Consider the following 20973-nt stretch of genomic DNA (forward strand, 5'->3'; position numbering starts at 1 on the left):
GGCTAGGAGCGTGTCAGCCGTGCCCTCCCCGACCGTTCCCGTGCCTGCTTCCGCGACCGTTCCTGCGACCGTCCTCGCCCCCGAGGAGTGGCGGGCACGCACGGCGGCGCACGAGGCACGTCTCGCCGCCTTCCTCGACGCCCACATGGAGCGTCGCCACGAGAAGGTGAAGCACCCCGTCCACGACTTCCTCTTCGTCTACTACGCCTTCAAGCCGTCGCAACTGCGACGTTGGCACCCCGGTTACGGCGTGACGCTCGCGGGCGCCGGTGAGTACGAGAAGTTCAAGGGCTACACGGTCCACGACGGCGACGCCCGGGTGACGCCTGAGTTCGTCGCCTCCCAACGCGTGCTGCTGGAGACGCTGGCCCGACTGCTGCGCGCCACCCTGCGCGCGACGCCGAACTTCGGCTGCTTCGGCTTGCACGAGTGGGCGATGGTGCACGGACTCGACGAGGACGAGACCCGGCACAACTCGTGGCCGTTGCGGCTGGGCACCGCGGGCACCGACGCCGTGGTGGAGTCGCACCGGATCGCGTGCTCGCACTTCGACGCGTTCCGGTTCTTCACCCCCACCGCGAGGCCGCTCAACACTCTGGCCCCCGGCCCGGACGACCGTCCTGCGTTCGAGCAGCCGGGCTGTCTCCATGCCGCGATGGACTTGTACAAGCACGCCTTCCGGCTGAGCCCGATGATCCCGTCGGACCTGGTCGCGGACTGTTTCGAACTGGCCCGCGACATCCGGATCCTCGACATGCGCGCCGCTCCCTACGACCTCTCCGGACTCTGGATCGACGACGAGGAGTTCGTGCCGGTCCGGATCGAGACGGCCGAGGGCAAACGTGAGTACGCCGAGATGCAGCGCGGGTTCTCGGAGCGGGCAGCACCCCTCAGGACAGAACTGCTGCACTGGTGCGAACAGCTCCTCGCAGTCGTGGACACGGAGACGACAGGACAGTCCGTCTAAAGTTTCACTGCGTGAAGCATCTCGGCACTGCTCTGCTCCTGGCCGCTCTCCTGAGCGCCTGCGGCTCCACCCACGACACCAGCGACACCGTCGCCCTCCCCGAGGCGACCTCCCCCGCCGGCGCCAGCGCCTCGTCCGGACCCTCGGCGTCAGCAGCGCCGGCGAGCACCGAGCCTGCGACCTGCCGACGTGCCGCGACCCGCTGGGTCGAACAGGCCGGCATGCACCTCGCCGCCGCGGTCTCGGGATCAGCCGCGATGAGTGCTTCCCTGGACAGCGACCGCCTCACCGACAGCGCGCGCAAGGTCGCAGCGACCTGCGGCGAGCGGGTGCAGGAGATTGTCCACTCCACCACCGAGAACCTCGCGCTCACGAGCACCACCGTCCTGCGCTGCCAGACCGAAGGCACCTGCGACGAGTCCTCCCCGCAGGGCCTGGACGAGATGACCAACCAGGCGTTCACCTCGGTCCTCGAGGTCCGCAACCTCGTCGGAGCGCGCTGAGCGCCGCCCCGCACGAGGCCGGGTGCGCGTCCGTGGCCAGCGTCCGTGGTCAGCGTCCGCCGGGGTAGTTGCCGAAGTTCTGCGTGTAGTAGCGGGTGTAGGGCGATCCGGGGACGGAGGCGTACCCGATCCCGATGTGGGTGTAGTTGCCGAGCATGTTGCGACGGTGGCCCTCGGAGTTGATCCAGCCGGTGACCACGGCGTCGACTGCGTAGCCGGCCGCGATGTTCTCGGCGAGGCCGCGCCAGCCGCTGGGCATCTGGGCCACGTAGTCAGGGTTGTGGAAGAACGAGCCGGTCCGGCCCATCGTCTCGCTCCAGCTCTGGGCGACCTTGCTCATCTCGGTGTCCAGCGTGAGGGGCGTCAGACCGTTCTCGGCTCGGAAGGCGTTCGTGTCGGTCAGGATCCGCTGCACCTCGGCGGGCACTCCGGGGAGAACGGGAGCCGTGGGCGTCGGCGTGGGCGTGGGCGTCGGCGTGGGCGTCGATGTGGGAGTCGGAGCCGACGTGGGAGTCGGAGTCGACGTGGGAGTCGGAGTCGACGTGGGAGTCGGAGTCGACGTGGGAGTCGGAGTCGACGTGGGAGTCGGAGTCGACGTGCGACGTGCGTACTTCGCGAAGTTCTGGGTGTAGTAGGGCGTGCCGTCGGAGGCCTTCGCGACACCGATGCCGATGGTGGTGAAGTCGCCCAGCATGTTGCGTCGGTGACCGGAGCTGTTGATCCAGGCCTCGACCACGGCGTTGACGCCGTAGCCGTAGGCCACGTTCTCCGCTGCCGACGTCCAACCCGCCGGGATCTGGTCGGCGTAGGAGGGGTTGTGCCACATCTTCTGGCTGCGCGCCATCTCGGTGCTCCACGCGTGCGCAACCTTGCTCATCGCGACGTCCAACGTCAGGGGAGCCTTGCCCTCACGGGCTCGGAACGCGTTGGTGTCCTTGAGGATGCGCTGCACCTCTGCGCTGGCCGTGGGCGTCGGGGTGGGTGCGACAGCACGGCCGGTGACGGTGAGCGTCTTCGAGCGAGCCGCACGGATCTTGCTGGTGGCCCGCACCGCGACCCGGTACTTCGTGGCGCCCTTGCGTGCCGTGGTGGTGAGCACGTACTTCTTCGACTTCGCGACCTTCGCGGTGCGGACCTTGACCCACCCCGAGGCGGTGCGGCGCTGGAGCACCACGGTGGCTCCGGCCGAGCGACCTGTCACCTTGCCGGTGAACTTCACCGTCGCTCCGGTGGTGGCCTTCGCCGGGGCCGAGACGCTGACCTTCGGCGTGGTCGGTGCTGCCTGGGCAGCCGGAGCCATCAGGACCAGGGAGAGGACCAGACCGCTCGCAGAAGCAAGGGCAGTCGGGACGGTGCGGCGGGGCATGCTCATGGATCAAGCCTAGGTCGACGCGTGCGAGGCTGTGTGCATGTCGCAGCACCTCACCCCGCGCGGCGCCTATCCCGGCCATGCCGTGCTCCAGGTTCCCGTGCCGTCGATGGACAGGTGGGTGCGGGAGCGTTCGGCCCACTACGACGCCGCCTACGTCTCCGACGACCCCCACTTCGTGCACGCCCACGTCACCGCGCTCGGGCCGGTGCCGGACGTCGAACAGGACGAAGCCGGCCACGGCGGCGTCCCCGGCCCGCTGGCTTCGCTCGTCGCACAGGTCTGCGCCGATGCTGCGCCGTTCGCGGCGGTCTTCGCCGAGGTGGCCACCTTCCCCACCGGGATCGTGCACCTGCGCCCCACCGACCCTCGTCCGTTCAGTGCCCTCACCGACGCACTGCGGGCCACACTCCCCCACGTCCTCCCCTACGGCGGTCGTTTCGTCCCCGACCCGCACCTGACGCTGGACGCCCTCTCCGAGGAGGTCACCGAGGCCTCGACCCAGGCCTCGGTGGCACACCTGCTCCCGGCGCGCGTGGAGGTCCGTCATCTCGACCTGGCCTGGTGGGCTCCACAGGAGTGTCGCCTCCTGGCGCGGTGGGAGTTGGGCACGGGGCGCAGGATGCTCGGGTGAGCACCTTCGAGAACGCCGTCTCCGACGTCGACTTCCGTGACGAGGACTGGTTCGGCGACGACCTCTCGGGCACGACCTTCACCCGCTGCACGTTCGCCGAGGTGGACTTCAGCGAAGTGGTGGCCACCGGCGCCCGGTTCATCGACTGCGTCTTCGGGAACTGCCGCTTCAACGCCGCCACGTTCACCGCGACCGCATTCGTGGGGTGCGAGTTCCGGCGGTGTTCTTTCTTCGACGCCACGCTGGACGGCTGCAAGACGACGGGGTCGTCGTTCGCCGAGTGCCGGATGCGCCCGCTGCGCGTCGTCGGCGGGGTCTGGCGTGGTGTCGACCTGCGCGGGGCGAACCTCGCCGGTGCCGATCTCAGTGACGTCGACCTGCGCGACAGCGACCTGTCCCTGGCCTCATTGGTGGGCGCGAGCCTGCGCGACGCACGGCTCGACCACGCGGTGCTGCGCGAGGCGGACCTGTCGAAGGCAGATCTGCGTGGTGCGTCGTTCGGCGCGGCCGTCCTCGACGAGGCGCGGCTGACCGGGGCACGGATCAGTCTGGGTCTCGCGGTGCTGCTGGCCGAGCGGACCGGGGCGGTCGTCGAGGTCTGAGCATCCGCGGCTCAGGCCGGACCGTCAGGCCAGCGTGGAGACCCGGGCCCGGACTCCGTCGACGACGAGGGCGAGCCCGGCGGTGAACTCCTGCCCTGCACCCCAGCTCATGTCGTCGCCGCTCTCCAGAGCTCCGGCGCTGGCTGCCTGCAGGTGGGTCTGCTCTGCGGTGGCGTGCCCGAAGACGTAGTGCAGGACGGTGCGGGTGACCACGCGCCGCAGCGCCTCGTTGAGGCCGCTGTCCTCCAGGGTCACGGCGACGTGGTCGTCGACCTTCTCCGCACCCAGACCGAACGCGTGGACGGTGGCGACGAGTTCGGCGCCGTCGCGCCAGGCCAGCAGGGACTCGCGCAGGCCGGTGGCAGCCGCGGTGAGCCTGGCGTCCCAGGGACCGTCCTCGACGGGCTTGAGCGAGCGTTCGAGGAGCTCGTCAGCCACGGCCGCGAGCAGGTACTGCTTGTTGGTGAAGTGGTGGTAGAGCGCGCTGGGGCGGACGTCGAGCTCGGAGGCGAGCCGGCGCATCGTCAGGTCGGCCAGACCGTAGGTGTCGAGAACTTCGACGGCCTTTGCCACGACGTCACCACGCCGGTGCCTCACTGCTGCCACGATTGCTCCTGTGTGATGTCACTACCCGAGACCGGCCGCCCCGCCGTTGACGGGGAATCGCGATCAACTTAACCTGAACGCCGTTCACCTGACCATCGTTCAGGTGCGGACGAGAGGACCACAGGGATGAGCTCCCAGCCCAGCACGACCGCCGACCGACGGCCCACGATACGTGCCCAGGCCCGCCCAGCTCGCGACCTCGCCCTGATCGCCGTCTTCGCCGCGCTGATCGCGGCCTGCGCCGTGCTGCCCGGAATCCCCATGGGAGCGGTTCCCATCACCCTGCAGACCCTCGGCGTGATGCTCGCCGGAGCGGTGCTCGGCCCCTGGCGTGGACTGCTCGCGGTCCTCCTCTACCTGGCCGTCGGCTTCGCCGGCCTGCCGATCTTCGCCCAGGGCAAGGCCGGCCTGTCCGTGCTCGCCGCACCGTCGGCCGGCTACCTCCTCGCATTCCCGGTCGCAGCCCTGCTGTGTGGTTTCTTCGTCGTCGTGATGCGCAACCGCACCCGTCGCGCACCGGTCCTGGCCATCGCACTCTGCGGACTCGCCGCATCCTTCCTCACCGTGCACCCGCTCGGGATCGCCGTCCTGCACGCCCGGGTGGAGTCGATGAGCACCTGGGGCGACGCGATCGCCTACGACATGACCTTCTGGCCCGGCGACGTCGTCAAGAACATCGCCGTCGGCCTGATCGCCGTCGCCGTGCACCGCGCCTTCCCCGACCTGATGCCGGTGCGTCGCCGCGGTGCCGCCAGTGCGCCGACGGCAGCCCCGATCGCAGGCGACGACGCCGCTCGGGAGAACATCGAGGCGTGAGCATCACCCTGGACCGCGTGGTCGTCACCGCCCCCACCCTCGACGGGGACGTGACGATCCTGCAGGAGACCACCCTCGAACTGACCGAGGCCAGCGTCGCCCTGGTCGGCCCCAACGGGTCCGGCAAGTCGACGTTGGCCCGGCTCGTCAACGGGCTCGTGAACCCGGCCGAGGGCAGCGTCGTCGTCGACGGCATCGACGTGGTCGCCGACGGCCGCGCAGCACGTCGCCACGTCGGGTTCGTCTTCACCGACCCCTCCGCCCAGCTCGTGATGCCGACCGTGCTCGAGGACGTCATGCTGTCGCTGCGACGCAGCCACCGCGACAAGAAGGCTCGACGTGCGGCCGCTCTGGACGTGCTGGCCGAGCACGGACTCGACGCCCTCGCCGACCGCAGCGTCCACACCCTCTCCGGCGGTCAGCGTCAGCGAGTCGCCCTGGCCGGCGTACTGGCCTGCCGGCCCTCTGTCGTGGTGGCCGACGAGCCGACCACGCTGCTCGACCTGCCCAACGCCCGTGCGGTCTCCGACCTGCTGCTGGGCCTGGAGCAGCAGCTGGTGGTCTGCACCCACGACCTCGACCTCGCTGCCCGGTGCGAGCGGGGCCTGGTGGTCCTCGAGGGCCGGGTGGTCTTCGACGGCACCGGGGCCGAGGCCGTCGCGCACTACCGCGCGTCGGTGTGATGCTCCGATGAGCACCACGAGCGTCCTCGGCTCCTACACCCCCGGCACCACCTGGCTGCACCGACTCGGCGCCGGCACCAAGCTGGCCGCCCTCTTCGTGGCCGGCATCGTGGTGGTCTGGCTCAGTGGCTGGCTCACCGCCGCGGGAGCCCTGGCCGTGGCACTCGGCCTGGTCCTGGCCGCAGGCGTCCGTCCCCGTCAGGTGTGGACGACGCTGCGCAGCCTGCTGGTGCTCTGCGTGATCCTGGTCGCCTACTCGCTGTGGCGGTCCTCGTGGCAGGTGGCGTTCGAACAGGTCGGTGACCTCGTCGCGCTGGTCCTGCTGTCACTGGTGCTCACCGCGACCACTGCTGTCGACGACATCCTGGACGTCGTCGTGCGACTGCTGACCCCGCTGCGCCGCGTCGGGGTGAATCCTGAACGGGTGGCCCTGGCGTTCAGCCTGGTGATCCGGACGGTGCCGCTCGTCTTCGAACTGGCCGCCGAGACCCGGGACGCAGCGCGAGCCCGCGGCCTGGAACGCGACCCCCGGGTCTGGCTGGTGCCGTTCGTGCTGCGAGCAGTGGCTCACGCACGTGACACCGGGGACGCGCTGCACGCGCGCGGGCTCGGCGACGATTGAGGCCTTCCTCAGGAACGACCCCCGAAGGGCTCAGCCCACGTCGACACTGGTCAGGGCGAGCGCAACTCCGACGACCTCGGGGGCGAAGACGTTGGACGGAGCGGCGTCGGCCGGCGGACTGAACACGGCCTTCCACTCCACGACCTGGCCGTCGGCACCCCAGAAGGTCTGCTGGGTGAGCACCACCGTGAAGGTGAGGCTGACGCGGCCTGCAGGAATGTCCCCCAGGACCCAACTCCACCGGCCGGCCGACTCGGCCCACGAAGTCGCCAGGTCGTCATCCTTGGTCGGAGCCGGGTCAGCAGGGTCCGCCAACAGCGCCAGCAGGTCTTCGTTGCGGGGCAGCAGTTCGCTGCTCAGCACCGCTGCCCCGGCAGGGACCGTGGCGAGAACCACACTGTCGGGCCGGTCCCAGACCGGCGCCCAGTAGTCGGCGACGTCACGCGGCACTACCTCGAACCGAATCACCGACCCTGCCGGCACCGCCACGCCCGTCTTCGTGACGCTGAGCGTGAACTGCCGCGTCGCCCCGTTGCCCCACTCCGCGTCGGAGGGCACCACACCCAAGCGCAGAGCACCGAGCTCGTAGCCGTCCGAGGAGGCGAAGGCCGGGCTCGCAGCCGCGATGCTCACCGCCGGAACGGTCCACACAGCAGCACGCGTCACCGCCCGACGGGAAAAACCAGTGGTGAGATCGATCGCAGTCATGCCGCTCCTTGTTCCGTGCGCAGATACCGCAGGAATGCTAGGAACGACACCACCTTTACGGTGCAGAATGCCCAAATTGGCGAGCCGGAGGTGGACGACGTCCAGTCCAGTCCGACACCGCTTCCACCTGCGCGGAGAGCGACAGCAGGAGCTCGTCCTGCGCTGGGCGTCCGGCCAACATCACCCCCACCGGCAGCCCGTCGGCGGTCCAATGGGTCGGCAGGGAGACGGCCGGCATGCCCGTGACGTTCCAGGCCGAGGTCCACGGCGTGAAGCGGCACTGGGCCTCGAAGTCGCCGGCCGGATCTGCGTCGTCGCGCAGCGCCCCCACCGGAACCGGTGGCGAGGCCAGCGTGGGGGTCAGCACCGCGTCGTAGGGAGCAAGAGCTTCCAGCGCCGCGGCGGCGATCCGACGCACCTCGCCGATCGCCAGCCCGAACTCAGGACCACTCACCGCACGCCCCTTCTCACTCAGCCACCGGGTGAGTGGTCGCAGCAGGTGCTCGCGCCCCTCAGGGGCGCTCGACAGCGCGGTCAGCACCGACCAGCAGACCTCGAAGACCGCCCGTGCTTCGGGCGGCAGCGGGACCTCGACGTCCACGATCTCGTGTCCCAACGACTCGAGCAGGAGCGAGGCGTCCTCCCAAGCCCGGACACACTCAGCATCGACGTCGGTGACGGTGATGACAGGGTCGATGAACCTCGCGATCCGCAACCGCCCCGGGTCACGACGAGTGGCGGACAGGAACGTCCCGGCCGGTTCAGGGGCCCAGCTCGGGTCCCCGACGCGGTGCCCGGCGAGGACGTCGAGCATCGCGGCAGCATCGGCGACGGTCCGGGCCAACGATCCGGCAGTGGCCAGACCGACCGGATCACCGTAGGTGGGTGCCGCGGAGACCCGACCGCGCGACGGCTTGAGCCCGACGATTCCGCAGCACGACGCGGGGATCCGGATCGACCCTCCGCCGTCGGAGCCCTGCGCCACCGGCACCAGACCAGCAGCGACAGCGGCGGCCGCTCCCCCGGACGAACCGCCCGCACCCCGCGTGCGGTCCCACGGCGTCACTGCAGCGGGACGGCCCTCGGGCTCGGTGTAGGCCGGGGACCCGAACTCCGGCGTGCTGGTCTTGCCCAGCCACACCATCCCCGCTGCCTCGATCGAGAGCGTCACGTTGTCGGAGAACGTCGGCACGAAGTCGTTCCAGGCCGCCGACCCGAACGTGGTCCGGGTGCCTGCGGTCGGGTTGAGGTCCTTGATCGCGGTCGGCACCCCGAAGAGCGGCGACTCCCCCGACGCCGGCAGCGCCCGCGCCGCGGCCAGGGCACGCTCGGCGTCCCGGGTGACGAAGGCGCCGACGTCGTCGAGCAGCCGCAAGTGGTGTTCGGCCAGTTCGACCGGGGAGACGTCACCGCGACGCACCGCTGCCCCCTGCTCGAGTGCGGTCAGCAGGTGCAGCGGATCAGGTCCGGCGCCGTCAGGTGTGGCCACGGGTCAACGGTCCCACGGGGCGGACGAGGCCGGTCCCCAGTCCACGGTTCCGTCGGCGCCGGGCAGCAACGTCTGTGAGCCGGCGAACCAGGCCAGCCCCAGCACCGCGGCGAGTGCGACGGCCCAGATCCATCCGTTCGACGACACCGGCCGCACGACGGCTCGGACCGGGCGACGCAGGCGTCCCGCACCGGGACCGCACCACATGCCCAGGACACCCACCCCGGCCGCGGCCGCAGCGCCCGTGGGCACACCGGTCGCGAAGGCGAAGGCGAGCAGCCCGGCCGCCGTCGCGAAACAGAGCGTCCACAGGAGCAGCAGCACCGTGCCCGGCACCGCCCCCAGGACGTGGAACGGAGCTCCGAGGGCGGACTGGGCGACGTCGTACCAGCGTTCACCGCGGGTCGCCCGACGACGCTCACGGGCGTCGCGCGAACCCGCCGCAGCACGCAGCAGCCAGACCGCGAGGGCGAGCAGGATCGCGGTGCTCCACGGCGCGAACGACGCGGCACCGGCCACCGGCAGGGCGAGCGAGAGCGTGAGGGTGGAGCGGCGGAAGCGTTCGGCCCACCCGACCGCAGGCTCGAAGGCGGCAGGAGGTTCTGCGACGTACGGATCCCCCCACGGCTCGCCGCCGTCGCGGTGCTGGCTCGGCGCGAACTCCGTGCCGCGGACGGCAGGGGCGACGTGTGCGTCCGCCGGCATCCAGCGGGTCGACGGGTCGAGCGGCGGAGCAGTGTTTCGGGCGGGCAGCGGCGCCGGCGCCATCGGAGCCCCCCACGACTCCTGCGGAGCGAGGTGTTCGAGACGGGCCGGATAGTGCTCGGCCGGTACCGCCGACGCGGGCAGTGTGGCGCGTCCCCAGGAGTCCAGTCCCACGGGACGGGTCTCGGGGACCTGCAGCACGGTGGTGCCGGCGTCGTCGTCGATCGGGGCGTAGGGCGGACTCACCAGCGTCGGGACGTCGTCGTCGTCGAGCCAGGTGAGGGCAGCCGCCAGCGAGGGGCGGTTGCGGGGCTCGGGGTCGAGCGCGGCCTCGAGCAGGTCGCGGATCTCGTCGGGGACCCCGGCGAGGTCGTGCTCGCCGCGACGCACCCGGTCGAAGACGGCGGCGTGCGGTCCCGACCCGAAGGGGGTGCGGCCAGTGGCGGCCCAGGCCACCGTCGCGGCCCAGGAGTGGACGTCGGAGGCCTCGGTGGCCTGGTCGCCGTGGAGCACCTCCGGCGGGATGTAGCCGGGCGTCCCGAGCAGCCAGCCCTCGGCGGTGATCTGGCTGTCCTCGGCGACGCGGGCCAGACCGAAGTCGATCAGGACCGGCGAGCGGCCTTCCATCAGTACGTTCGAGGGCTTGATGTCGCGGTGCAGCACACCGGCGGCGTGCACGGCGACGAGCGCCTCGGCCAGGCAGCGGGCGCTCCAGAGCAGGTCCTCGACGACCAGGGGGCCCTGCTGGGCGATGTGGTCGTGCAGGGACAGCCCCGGGACGTACCGGGTCGCGACGTACGGCACCGGGCCCCAGGGATCGGCGTCGATCACCTCGGCCACCCGGTGGCTGCGCACCCGGGAGAGCGAGTTGACCTCGCGGGCCAGTCGCGAGCGGGACTCGTCGTCGGCGATGACGTTGGGTCGGATCACCTTCAGCGCGACCCGACGTCCGTCGGTGCCGCGGGCCAAGTGAACGACCCCCATCCCACCCTCACCGAGACGGGCCAGCAACTCGTAGTTGCCGACGCGCATCCCGGGGGGCGGAGACGGGGGTCGAGAAGTGACGCTCACCCAAAGAGGGTACGTCCCTGAGTCACGAAACCTCAGGCAAGCAGGTCAGAGAACCTTGGTCAACCATCCCTGGGTGTCCTCGGCGCGACCGAACTGGACGTCGACGAGAGCGCTGCGGATCTTCATGGTCAGCTCGGTGGAGGCCGGCGCGGGCGTGACGCCCTGGGCCGACTTCATCGAACCGACCGGCGAGACGACGGCAGCCGTGCCGCAGGCAAAGATCTCGACGATGTCGCCGGACTCGATGCCCTTGCGCCACTCGTCGATCTCGAAACGACGCTCGGTGACCTCGTGGCCCAGACCGCGGGCGATCGTGATGATCGAGTCGCGGGTGATGCCCTCGAGGATCGTGCCGGTGGCCGGGGTGACGATGGAACCGTCGGCGTACACGAAGTACAGGTTCATGCCGCCGAGCTCCTCGACGTACCGCCCCTCGACGGAGTCCAGGAAGACGACCTGGGCGCACCCGTTGTCGTAGGCCTCCTGCTGGGCCAGCAGCGACGCGGCGTAGTTGCCACCGGTCTTGGCGGCACCGGTGCCACCGCGACCCGCACGGCTGTACTCCTCGGTCAGCCACAGGTCGACCGGCTTGAGGCCTTCCTTGAAGTACGCACCGGCCGGCGACGCGATCACCATGAAGGTGACGTGACGGCTGGGGCGCACGCCGAGGAACTTCTCGGTCGCCATCATGAAGGGACGCAGGTAGAGGGACTTCTCGCCCTCCGAGCCCGGCACCCAACGCTCGTCGACCTTGACGATCTCCTCGCACGCGGCGATGAAGTCGGCCTCGGGGATCTCCGGCAGCGCCAGGCGGCGGGCCGAGGAGTTCATGCGCTGGGCGTTCTTCTCGGGACGGAACAGGTGGACCGAACCGTCGTCGTGACGGTAGGCCTTCATGCCCTCGAAGATCTCCTGTCCGTAGTGCAGGACGGAGGTCGCCGGGTCCAGGGTGAGCGGACCGTACGGAGTGATGCGGGCGTCGTGCCAGCCCTTCTCCGGGGTCCACTCGACGGTGAACATGTGGTCGGTGAAGTGGTCACCGAATCCGGGGTCGGCGAGGATCTCGGCGAGCGTCGAGTCGTCGACCGGGGTGGGGTTCAGGGTGGTGCTGATGTCCATGGAAATGGGGGCTCTCACACTCGCGCAGCGATCGCGTCGCCGATCGCAGCAGTGGTTCGGGACTCGCCGGCGACGCGCTCGGCGATGTCGGCTGCCACGGCCTTCTCGATGCGGGCGGCCTCGTCGGTCATGCCGAAGAAGTCGAGGAGCATCGATGCGGACAGGATGGCGGCCGTCGGGTCAGCCTTCTGCTGACCCGCGATGTCGGGGGCCGAGCCGTGGACGGGCTCGAACATCGACGGGGTGGCCCGGGAGGGGTTGAGGTTTCCGGACGCGGCCAGACCGATGCCACCGGTGACGGCAGCAGCCAGGTCGGTGATGATGTCGCCGAACAGGTTGTCGGTGACGATCACGTCGAAACGACCCGGGTCGGTGGTCATGAAGATGGTGGCTGCGTCGATGTGCAGGTAGTCGACGGTGACGTCGGGGTACTCCGCGGCGACCTCGTTGACGATGCGCCACCACATGGTGCCGGCGTGGACCAGCACGTTGGTCTTGTGGACCAGCGTCACCTTGCGGCGGGTGCGGCGCTGCGCGCGGGCGAAGGCGTCACGCACGACGCGCTCGATGCCGAAGGCAGTGTTGAGGCTGACCTCGGTCGCGACCTCCTGCGGGGTGCCGACGCGGATCGAGCCACCGTTGCCGGTGTACGGACCCTCGGTGCCCTCACGGACGACCACGAAGTCGATCTCGCCGGGGTTGGCCAGCGGGGAACCGACGCCGGGGAACAGCTTCGAGGGGCGCAGGTTGACGTGGTGGTCGAGCGCGAAACGCAGGGTCAGCAGCAGGCCACGCTCGAGCAGTCCCGGGGGGATGTTCGGGTCGTTGGGCTTGCCGCCGATGGCGCCGAGCAGGATCGCGTCCTGCTTCTTCACCTCGTCGAGGACCTTCTCCGGCAGCACCTCACCGGTGGCGAGGTAGTGCTCGGCCCCCAGCGAGTAGTGAGTCTTGGCGAAGGCTCCGGGGGCCACCACGTCGAGCACCTTGAGGGCTTCAGCGGTGACCTCGGGGCCGATGCCGTCACCGGGGATGACAGCGAGCTTGATCGGGTTCTCGGTCGAGGTGTGGGTCATGGCTCCGCAGATTAGTTGTCGTCGGGACGCTGGTCGCCAGCGTCTCGCTGGTCCCGGAAGGACTCGAGCGAGTCGTGGCTCCAGGGGCTCTCCGGGTTGTGACGGTCGGGGCCCCACTCAGCGGTGTGGATCTGGAACATGTTCTCTCCTGAGGGTGTGACCCCTGACAACCGGGGTCGGAAACGGGCGACCTCGGCCGGTGACGCGATGACGTGGGCGTCGCCTGGCTTCGGCGGGAGAGACCCGGATCACGGATGGCGTGATCGGGCGGAGCTGCGACCGGCGGGACGGTCGGGGTGGGGACCGTCGTCCGGCGCGGGCCGGTTCCCTGTCGGGGGAACTCCGGCTCAGACCTGCTTCAACGTGAAGGACCTCGGGGGTGCAGCAACACCGCGACGAGGTGGCCTTCTCTCAGGCCTCGCCGCGGCGACTAACGAGTACGTTGACGGTCCGCATGATGTTTCAGACGTTACTCCTACACGACGTAGTTGTGAAGCCTTTCGAGGCGCGGACGGGCGAGGCGCTCGTCACGCACGTCTGCGAGAATTGGGTACATGAGTGCTCCCCCGGAACTTCCCGACGTCGTCCGCAGGGCGTTCGACGTCAGCCGCAGAGCCGGGTACGTCTCCTTCTGCCGCAACGAGACCGGTCGATTACTGGCTGCTCTCTCCGCCACCCGCCGCGGCGTGATGGCCGAGTTCGGCACCGGGTGCGGTGTCGGCACCGCGTGGCTCCGCTCCGGTCTGCAAGGCGATGCCCGCATCGTCACCGCCGAGCTGAACCCGCGTCTGGCCAAGGCCGCGGCCAAGATCTTCACCGACGACGACGCCGTCGAGGTCTTCGAGGCCGACTGGTCGACGCTGGCGTCCAAGGGCCCCTTCTCGCTCCTCTTCCTCGACGCCGGTGACCCCGACTCGGTCCGCGTCGACGCGATCGCGGACCTCGTCGAGCCGGGCGGCATCGTCGTCCTGGACGACTTCACCCCGTGCGCCTCGTGGCCCCCGATCTACATGGGCCGCGTCGACACCCTCCGTGAGGAGTGGCTGACCGACGAGCGCTTCACCGCGGTCGAGGTGATGGTGGCCGACGACGCCGCCGCCCTGATCGCCACGCGACGCTGAGATTCCCGGTCCAGCGCGACGCAGCAGATCGATCCCACCTGCTGGCCGGCGTCCTGCCTCCTGCACTGCTGTTGCCTTGTGGCCACCCCACCAGGCACCGGTGACGACACGATCCTCTGGGCAGTCCACCCCGCTCCTCCAGCCGACGCCAGTCGCGCGCGAAGAGGCCCGACGCGACCTGCTTCCACACTGAGCACGGGCCCGCGCTCGTCGTGACCGTCGCCACGGAAGGGCGGGACGACCGTCATGTGCCGGACGCGAAGACGAGGCAACCGAGGCGACCGGAACCAGCCAGGCGCCAGCCCAGGCCCCGTTGACCCGTAGGAACACCCTGCTGACACGCCAGCAGCCCGGTGACGCTGTGCGCGTCACCGGGCTGCTGGATGGTTCTGCTCGGGCCTGACGGCCCGGGTGTCAGCCTCAGACGAGGTTGACGGCGCGGACCTTGGAGGCCTCGATCGCGGTCTCGATCTTCGCCAGGGTGTCGGCGTCGATCGCGGAGTCGACCGAGAGGGCGACCAGGGCGTCGCCGCCCTTGGTGTCGCGGGCGACCTGCATGCCGGCGATGTTGACGCCGGCCTCGCCGAGGACGCCACCGACGGTGCCGACCATGCCCGGGCGGTCAGCGTAGGTGAAGAACGCGAGGTGGTCGGTGGGCTCGATGTCGACGGCGAAACCGTTGACCTCGACGAGGCGCTCGCGCTGCGAGATGCCCACCAGGGTGCCGGCCACGGAGACCTGCGAGCCGTCGGCGAGGGTGCCGCGGATCGTGATCAGGTTGCGGTGGTCGGGCGACTCGGTCTCGGTGACGAGACGGACCGCGGTGCCGCGCTCGGCGGCGAGCAGCGGGGCGTTCACGTAGGAGACCTGGTCCTCGACGATGTCGGAGAAGACACCCTTGAGGGCAGCGAGCTCGAGCACCTTGACGTCGTACTCGGTGATCTCGCCACGGACCTCGACGTCGATCTGCTGGGCGACCTCGCCGGCCAGGCCGGTGAAGACGCGGCCGAGCTTCTCGGTCAGTCCGATGCCGGGACGGACGTCCTCAGCGATGACGCCACCCTGGACGTTGACGGCGTCGGGGACGAGCTCACCGGCGAGCGCGAGGCGGACGGACTTGGCCACGGCGATGCCGGCCTTCTCCTGGGCCTCGTCGGTGGACGCACCCAGGTGCGGGGTGGCGACGACGTTCTCGAGCTCGAAGAGCGGCGAGTCGGTGCAGGGCTCCTTGGCGTAGACGTCGAGACCGGCAGCAGCGATCTCGCCGGTCTTGAGGGCCTCGTAGAGGGCGGCCTCGTCGACGATGCCACCGCGGGCAGCGTTGACCAGGACCAGGTCCTTCTTGGCCTTCTTGAGCTGCTCAGCACCGATGAGGCCGACGGTCTCGGGGGTCTTGGGCAGGTGGACCGACATGAAGTCGGCCTCGGCGAACATGGTGTCGAGGTCGACGAGGCGGACACCCATCTGGGCGGCGCGGCCAGCCTGGACGTAGGGGTCGTACGCGATGACCTTCATGCCGAAGGCGGAGAGGCGCTGGGCGACGAGGGCGCCGATACGGCCGAGGCCGACGATCGCGACGGTCTTCTCGTACAGCTCGATGCCGTTGTACTTGGAGCGCTTCCACTCGCCGTTGCGCAGAGCGGCGTGGGCGGGCGAGATGTGACGGGCGGCAGCCAGCATCAGGGCGACGGCCAACTCGGCGGCGGAGACGATGTTGGAGGTCGGCGCGTTGACGACCATGACACCGGCCTGGGTGGAGGCCTTGATGTCGACGTTGTCCAGGCCGACACCGGCACGGGCGACGACCTTGAGCTTCTTGGCAGCAGCCAGGGCCTCGGCGTCGACCTGCGTGGCCGAGCGGACCATGATCGCGTCGACGTCCACGATGGCGGCGAGCAGCTCGGCGCGGTCGGCGCCGTTGCAGTTGCGGATCTCGAAGTCCGGGCCCAGGGCCTCGATGGTGGCGGGGCTGAGCTCTTCGGCGAGAAGTACGACGGGCTTGGTCACAGCTGTGTCCTCACAGAATGTCCGGTGAATGGATCGGTCCGCGGACCCGAGGTCAACGCGGCAAGGGTGCACGACGCTGTGCTGCCCGCTCGATGGTACCTCCGCCGTACCTCCCTCCCGCACCGAGGTCAGGGGCACTGAGACGAGACGCCCCTACCGCCCACGCGCGGGGGTCAGGCGACCGGCGGCTCCCGCCAGCGAACCCACTGCCCCCTCCAGAGGGCCCCGCCACCAGCGCCCCGGCAATCGCAACGCCTGCCACGTCACTCCGAGGAGCAGCGCGAGCACGCTCATGCCCACGACGTTCACCCACGCGTCGTCCGGTCGCCCGGGGAACAGCTCACGAGCCCAGTATCCCAGCCACACCACGTGCAGCGAGTAGAGCGTGAAGGACATGCACCCTGCTGCGGCCAGCGGAGCGGTGATGCGTGGGGCTACACGGGCGCCCCACTCGGCGAGAGACCAGGCGGCGACGGCGAGCGCGACAGAGGCCACCGTGGTGGCCCACCCGAACGAATCAGCACCCGCCTCGATCACTCCCACCCGGTGGGCGGCGAGGATCCCCACGCCCACGAGCCCGGTTGTCGTGGCGATGCAGGCCAGAACCTTCGGCGACGGCGCTGCGCCACGTCCCGGACGGGGGTGCAGCACTCTGGCCGTCACCACGCCCAGCGCAGCGAGGGCCAGCACGTAGGGGGCCGGGTAGGCGGGACTGAGCACGAGGTTCACCCATTCGAGCAGATCCGTTCGGCCGGCGACGAGGAGGTCGAGGCGCCACTCCGTGACCGTCTCGTTCCACCACGCGGTGACCGCGACTCCCATCACTGCGGCCAGCGTCAGCACCCATGAGGGCAGCACCGCCAGCAACCATCCCAGGGCGGCAGCCAGCGCCATCGCACCCAGCACGACGAACACCTGGGCTCCGGCGAACGTCAGAGCCCAGCCGACGAGCAGCAGGCACGCAGCTCGCACCAGGGACTCGACGGCGTGGCGGGCGACGCGTGTGCGACGCCCCACGAACTCGGCTCCTGCTCCGAGCAGCATCACGAAGAGCGGGAAGGGGAAGTACTCCGACAGCATCAGGACTCCCCCGGGCCCTGCACTCGGCGCAGTGTGGGCGACGAACATCGACAGCAGCGCCACGCCGCGAGCCAGGTCTATCCCGACCACGCGCGCACCGGGGGCGCTCCGGCCGACGGCCTCAGGGGCAGACGCAACGACGGGTGCCAGGTCAGCGGGAACAGCAGGCTCGGTCACGCTCAGCAGTGTGGCGCAACCTGACGCCCACCGACACCCCTTTCCACCGGAACGCAGACGGCCCCGTCCGGTGGATCACCGAACGAGGCCGTGTGTGCGGGCCGTGGATCAGATGGCGCAGCCGTCAGGACCACAGGCCTCGGCGTCCTCGGCGGGGAGGACCGTGATCGAGGGCTGGGCCTCGGACCACGCACGCTCCAGCACCTGCGTGAACGCTTCCTTCGGCTGGGCGCCGGAGACCCCGTACTTGGCGTCCACGACGAAGAACGGCACACCGGTGGAACCGTAGGCCTGGGCCTGGGCAATGTCGGCCTGCACGGCGTCGGCGAACTCGTCGCCGGCCAGGACCTGCGCGACGCGGTCGGCGTCGAGGCCGACCGCGACCGCCACCTCGGTGAGGACGTCCGCGTCAGCGACGTTGCGGTTCTCGGTGAAGTGGGTGCGGAAGAGAGCTTCCTTCAGTTCGCCCTGGACGGCCGGGCCGGCGGTCTCGAGCGCGAGGTGCAGCAGGCGGTGGGCGTCGACGGTGTTGGCGTGGAACGAGTCCCCACCGAACTCGAGGCCCTCCTCGGCAGCGACGCCCCGGGTACGGGCGAGCATCTGCTTCACCTGCTCGGGGCCACCGGGGAACTTCGCGCCCAGAGCCTCGACGGTGGAGACCACCGCGTCCTTCGGAGCAGACGGGTCGAGCTGGTAGGAACGCCAGACGACCTCGACCTGGTCGGCGTGCTCGAACTCGGCCAGGGCAGCTTCGAGGCGGCGCTTGCCGATGTAGCACCAGGGACAGACCACGTCGGAGAAGATGTCGATACGCATGCTCAGCGAACCTCACCGACGTCGGGTTTGTTCCCCTCGGGGGCATGTTCTCCTGCGCTGTCGCCGCGGCCTGCGGAGCGCGAGCGGTCGGCGAAGACGTAGAGACGGTAGATCGCGAAGTTCCAGACCATTCCGGCCGCGATCGCAGCCAGTTTCGGCATCCAGACCTCCGTCACGGAGGACTCCCCCAACAACGCCACCAACACCGCGGCACCGGCCAGGATGACGAGCGGCTGGACCAGCCACAGTCCGACGCCGGTGGTCAGGACGAACCGCGGGGCGCTCTCCCGCACTGTGGCGGTGGAGCGGAACGAGAAACTGCGGTGCGCGAAGAACCCGAAGGCCATTCCCGCCGAGGTGGAGACGAGGTTGGCCAGCAGCACCGGCCACCCGGTCAGGGCCAGCAGGCCGAAGATGACCAGGTCGATCGCGGTGTTGACCACCCCGACCAGCGCGAACCGGACCGCTTGGGCGACCCCCTCGCGCGGTACGGCGCGAGGCTCGCCGTTCACCTGCGCTCGCCCCGCCGAACGACGCCCGACGGGCTGCCGGCGACCATCTGCACCGAGTAGAGGGGGCGACGCTGGACCTCGGCGTAGGTACGTCCGACGTAGGCGCCCAAGATGCCGAGCATGGTGATCTGGATGCCGCCGATCAGGAGCACCACGATGCTGAGGAACGCCCAGCCCGGGACGCTGCTCTCGGGGGCGAAGAGTTTGACGCCCAACGCGTAGACCGCACCGAGGACGCTGAGGAAGGAGACGAAGTAGCCGACCCGCGAGATCACCTGCAGCGGGACGGTGGAGAAACCGAAGATGCCGTCACCGGCGAAGCGGAGCATCTTCTTGAGCGGGTAGCCGGTGGCGCCGGCGAACCGGGCGTCACGGTCGAAGAGGACCGCCTCCTGCCGGAACCCGACGTAGGAGACCAGGCCGCGCATGAACCGGTTCTGCTCGCGGTACTTGCGCAGTTCCAGGACCACCCGGCGGTCCATCAGGCGGAAGTCACCGGTGTTGCGCGGGATCTCGATCGACGCCATCCGGGCCAGCAGTCGGTAGTAGGCATCGGCGCTGAACCTCTTGAACCGGGAGTCCTCGCGGGTGCGGCGCTGGGCGTAGACGACGTCGACACCCTGCTCCCACTTCTCGACCAGTTCGAGGGCCACCCGCGGGGGGTCCTGGAGATCGGTGTCCATGATGATCGCGGCGTCGGCCTCGCACATGTCCAGGGCCGCGGTGATCGCCTTCTGGTGCCCGAAGTTGCGGGAGAACGACACCACGCAGACACGCTCGTCGTGCTCACGCAGCTCGATCAGCTTCTCCAGCGAGGAGTCGGCCGAACCGTCGTCGACGTAGAGGAAGGAGACGTCGTAGCGGTCTTCGAGCACGGCCACGGTGGACGCGAGCTCTGCGTGGAAGTGTTCGATGCCCTCCTCCTCGTCGTAGACCGGAAGGAGAAACTGGACACTCCGGCGACCTTCGGCCACGAACTCGCCGTCGGCCGGGGCAGGGTCGCGGACGCCAGGGACGGGCGCCACGGTGGAGGAACTGTCAGACATCGGTGACGAACCCTTCGCGGAATCGGCAGGAACGACCCGCCCGCCCTTCGGAGCCGACAAGCCGACAGGCCCGTCCGCCTGGGGCGAACGGGCCTGTCATGCAGGATAGGTCACGGAACCGTCACGAGGTGATGGTCTGCGTGCATCCGGGATCAGCGAGCAGCCGAACCCTCGACGTAGTCAGCGTCCTGCTGCTTCCACGAGAAGTGACCGCGGAGCTTCTGGCCCGTGGCCTCGATCGGGTGGGCAGCACCCTTGGCGCGAAGCTCGAGGAACTCCTTGGCGCCGTTGTCCTGGTCCTCGATGAAGCGCTTGGCGAAGTTGCCGTTCTGGATGTCAGCGAGGACAGCCTTCATGTTCTCCTTCACCGACGGGTCGATGACGCGCGGGCCGGAGACGTAGTCGCCGTACTCAGCGGTGTCGGAGACCGACCAGCGCTGCTTGGCGATGCCGCCCTCCCACATGAGGTCGACGATGAGCTTGAGCTCGTGCAGGACCTCGAAGTAGGCGATCTCCGGCTGGTAGCCGGCCTCGGTCAGGGTCTCGAAGCCGTACTGGATCAGCTGCGAGGCGCCACCGCAGAGGACAGCCTGCTCACCGAACAGGTCGGTCTCGGTCTCCTCGGTGAAGGTGGTCTTGATGACGCCGGCACGGGTGCCGCCGATGCCCTTCGCGTAGGACTTGGCGTAGTCCCAGGCCTGGCCCGAGGCGTCCTGCTCGACAGCGATGATGTCCGGGATGCCGCGGCCCGCGACGTACTCGCGACGCACGGTGTGACCCGGAGCCTTCGGGGCGACCATGATCACGTCGACGCCGGCCGGCGGGGTGATCAGGCCGAAGCGGATGTTGAAGCCGTGACCGAAGACGAGGATGTCGCCGTCGTTCAGGTTGGGGGCGATGTCGTTGGCGAACAGGTCGCGCTGGGACTGGTCGGGGGCGAGGATCACGATGACCTCGGCCCACGCGGCAGCGGCGTCGGGGGTCTCGACGGTGAAGCCCTCGTCCTCGGCCTTGACGCGGGACTTCGAGCCCTCCTTGAGACCGATGCGGACGTCGACGCCCGAGTCGCGGAGGTTGAGCGCGTGGGCGTGGCCCTGGCTGCCGTAACCGATGACCGCAACCTTCTTGCCCTGGATCAGGGTCAGGTCTGCGTCGGCGTCGTAGTACATCTCAGCCACGGGGGCTCTCCTTCGTACGGAATGTGGTGCAGGTGAGGAAATCTTCTGACAGGGAGTGCCGCATTGTCA

General features: G+C 69.7%; 22 protein-coding genes. 8 read left to right on the top strand and 14 right to left on the bottom strand.

What is annotated here, in order from left to right; all coding sequences use genetic code 11:
• The first annotated feature begins 10 nt into the window (after positions 1-10).
• Together EOV43_RS10790 and EOV43_RS10795 are read left to right on the top strand one after the other, a co-directional pair.
• The gene (locus EOV43_RS10790; protein ID WP_239022091.1) at positions 11-967 is read left to right on the top strand and encodes a 3-methyladenine DNA glycosylase; all 957 of its coding nucleotides are present in this window, start codon (positions 11-13) and stop codon (positions 965-967) included.
• An 11-nt stretch (positions 968-978) separates the two neighbouring features.
• Complete coding sequence (locus EOV43_RS10795) at positions 979-1470, top strand: hypothetical protein (protein ID WP_128221288.1); 492 nt, start codon at positions 979-981, stop codon at positions 1468-1470.
• A gap of 49 nt (positions 1471-1519) precedes the next feature.
• On the opposite strand, the gene EOV43_RS10800 is transcribed toward EOV43_RS10795, so the two are convergent.
• Positions 1520-2842, bottom strand: coding sequence for a CAP domain-containing protein (locus tag EOV43_RS10800; RefSeq protein WP_128221289.1), 1323 nt, complete (start codon positions 2840-2842; stop codon positions 1520-1522).
• Positions 2843-2879: 37 nt separating this feature from the next.
• Between EOV43_RS10800 and EOV43_RS10805 the strand changes: the two genes are divergently transcribed.
• Together EOV43_RS10805 and EOV43_RS10810 are read left to right on the top strand one after the other, a co-directional pair.
• The gene (locus EOV43_RS10805) at positions 2880-3473 is read left to right on the top strand and encodes a 2'-5' RNA ligase family protein (protein ID WP_128221290.1); all 594 of its coding nucleotides are present in this window, start codon (positions 2880-2882) and stop codon (positions 3471-3473) included.
• The gene (locus EOV43_RS10810) at positions 3470-4075 is read left to right on the top strand and encodes a pentapeptide repeat-containing protein (RefSeq protein WP_128221291.1); all 606 of its coding nucleotides are present in this window, start codon (positions 3470-3472) and stop codon (positions 4073-4075) included. Before EOV43_RS10805 ends, EOV43_RS10810 begins: the two co-directional genes overlap by 4 nt.
• Positions 4076-4099: 24 nt before the next feature.
• On the opposite strand, the gene EOV43_RS10815 is transcribed toward EOV43_RS10810, so the two are convergent.
• Entirely contained in the window at positions 4100-4681 is a 582-nt protein-coding gene (locus EOV43_RS10815) for a TetR/AcrR family transcriptional regulator C-terminal domain-containing protein (RefSeq protein WP_239022092.1), read from the bottom strand.
• 126 nt (positions 4682-4807) lie between these two features.
• Here EOV43_RS10815 and EOV43_RS10820 point away from each other — a divergent pair, with 126 nt between their 5' ends.
• Genes EOV43_RS10820 through EOV43_RS10830 form a run of 3 tightly spaced genes read left to right on the top strand, consistent with a single transcriptional unit; the run spans position 4808 to position 6802 of the window.
• On the top strand, positions 4808-5497 hold the full coding sequence (locus EOV43_RS10820) for a biotin transporter BioY (protein ID WP_128221292.1): 690 nt from the start codon (positions 4808-4810) through the stop codon (positions 5495-5497).
• A complete protein-coding gene (locus tag EOV43_RS10825) occupies positions 5494-6180 on the top strand; it encodes an energy-coupling factor ABC transporter ATP-binding protein (protein WP_239022093.1) in 687 nt (228 codons plus the stop codon). The genes EOV43_RS10820 and EOV43_RS10825 overlap by 4 nt, the downstream gene beginning before the upstream one ends.
• A gap of 7 nt (positions 6181-6187) precedes the next feature.
• Positions 6188-6802 (top strand): energy-coupling factor transporter transmembrane component T family protein, encoded by a 615-nt coding sequence (locus tag EOV43_RS10830; protein WP_128221293.1) that lies wholly within the window; start codon positions 6188-6190, stop codon positions 6800-6802.
• Between the two features lie 30 nt (positions 6803-6832).
• Here EOV43_RS10830 and EOV43_RS10835 read toward each other — a convergent pair whose 3' ends face one another.
• The 6 genes from EOV43_RS10835 to EOV43_RS15865 are packed head-to-tail and all read right to left on the bottom strand — an operon-like array spanning position 6833 to position 13107.
• Positions 6833-7510, bottom strand: coding sequence for a hypothetical protein (locus EOV43_RS10835; RefSeq protein ID WP_128221294.1), 678 nt, complete (start codon positions 7508-7510; stop codon positions 6833-6835).
• Between the two features lie 55 nt (positions 7511-7565).
• The gene (locus tag EOV43_RS10840) at positions 7566-8999 is read right to left on the bottom strand and encodes an amidase (protein ID WP_239022094.1); all 1434 of its coding nucleotides are present in this window, start codon (positions 8997-8999) and stop codon (positions 7566-7568) included.
• 3 nt (positions 9000-9002) lie between these two features.
• A complete protein-coding gene (locus EOV43_RS10845) occupies positions 9003-10775 on the bottom strand; it encodes a serine/threonine-protein kinase (protein WP_128221295.1) in 1773 nt (590 codons plus the stop codon).
• A gap of 45 nt (positions 10776-10820) precedes the next feature.
• Positions 10821-11894, bottom strand: coding sequence for a branched-chain amino acid aminotransferase (locus tag EOV43_RS10850; RefSeq protein WP_128221296.1), 1074 nt, complete (start codon positions 11892-11894; stop codon positions 10821-10823).
• Positions 11895-11908: 14 nt separating this feature from the next.
• Positions 11909-12967, bottom strand: coding sequence for a 3-isopropylmalate dehydrogenase (locus tag EOV43_RS10855; protein ID WP_128221297.1), 1059 nt, complete (start codon positions 12965-12967; stop codon positions 11909-11911).
• Between the two features lie 11 nt (positions 12968-12978).
• Positions 12979-13107 carry a hypothetical protein gene (locus EOV43_RS15865; RefSeq protein ID WP_277745784.1) on the bottom strand — a complete coding sequence of 43 codons (129 nt, stop codon included), beginning with the start codon at positions 13105-13107 and terminating at the stop codon, positions 12979-12981.
• A 414-nt stretch (positions 13108-13521) separates the two neighbouring features.
• Between EOV43_RS15865 and EOV43_RS10860 the strand changes: the two genes are divergently transcribed.
• Entirely contained in the window at positions 13522-14088 is a 567-nt protein-coding gene (locus EOV43_RS10860) for an O-methyltransferase (protein ID WP_128221298.1), read from the top strand.
• A 420-nt stretch (positions 14089-14508) separates the two neighbouring features.
• On the opposite strand, the gene serA is transcribed toward EOV43_RS10860, so the two are convergent.
• The 6 genes from serA to ilvC form a co-directional block, all read right to left on the bottom strand.
• Entirely contained in the window at positions 14509-16095 is a 1587-nt protein-coding gene (serA, locus tag EOV43_RS10865) for a phosphoglycerate dehydrogenase (RefSeq protein ID WP_128221299.1), read from the bottom strand.
• Positions 16096-16248: 153 nt separating this feature from the next.
• A complete protein-coding gene (locus tag EOV43_RS10870; protein WP_128221300.1) occupies positions 16249-17352 on the bottom strand; it encodes a hypothetical protein in 1104 nt (367 codons plus the stop codon).
• 108 nt (positions 17353-17460) lie between these two features.
• Entirely contained in the window at positions 17461-18168 is a 708-nt protein-coding gene (locus EOV43_RS10875; protein WP_128221301.1) for a DsbA family oxidoreductase, read from the bottom strand.
• 2 nt (positions 18169-18170) lie between these two features.
• Positions 18171-18680: a GtrA family protein gene (locus EOV43_RS10880; RefSeq protein WP_128221302.1), complete on the bottom strand. Its 510-nt coding sequence runs from the start codon at positions 18678-18680 to the stop codon at positions 18171-18173.
• Complete coding sequence (locus tag EOV43_RS10885) at positions 18677-19726, bottom strand: glycosyltransferase family 2 protein (RefSeq protein ID WP_128221303.1); 1050 nt, start codon at positions 19724-19726, stop codon at positions 18677-18679. Before EOV43_RS10885 ends, EOV43_RS10880 begins: the two co-directional genes overlap by 4 nt.
• Positions 19727-19878: 152 nt before the next feature.
• Complete coding sequence (gene ilvC / locus EOV43_RS10890; protein WP_128221304.1) at positions 19879-20904, bottom strand: ketol-acid reductoisomerase; 1026 nt, start codon at positions 20902-20904, stop codon at positions 19879-19881.
• Positions 20905-20973: the final 69 nt, after the last annotated feature.

This window comes from Nocardioides yefusunii (genome assembly GCF_004014875.1).
Lineage (GTDB): Bacteria > Actinomycetota > Actinomycetes > Propionibacteriales > Nocardioidaceae > Nocardioides > Nocardioides yefusunii.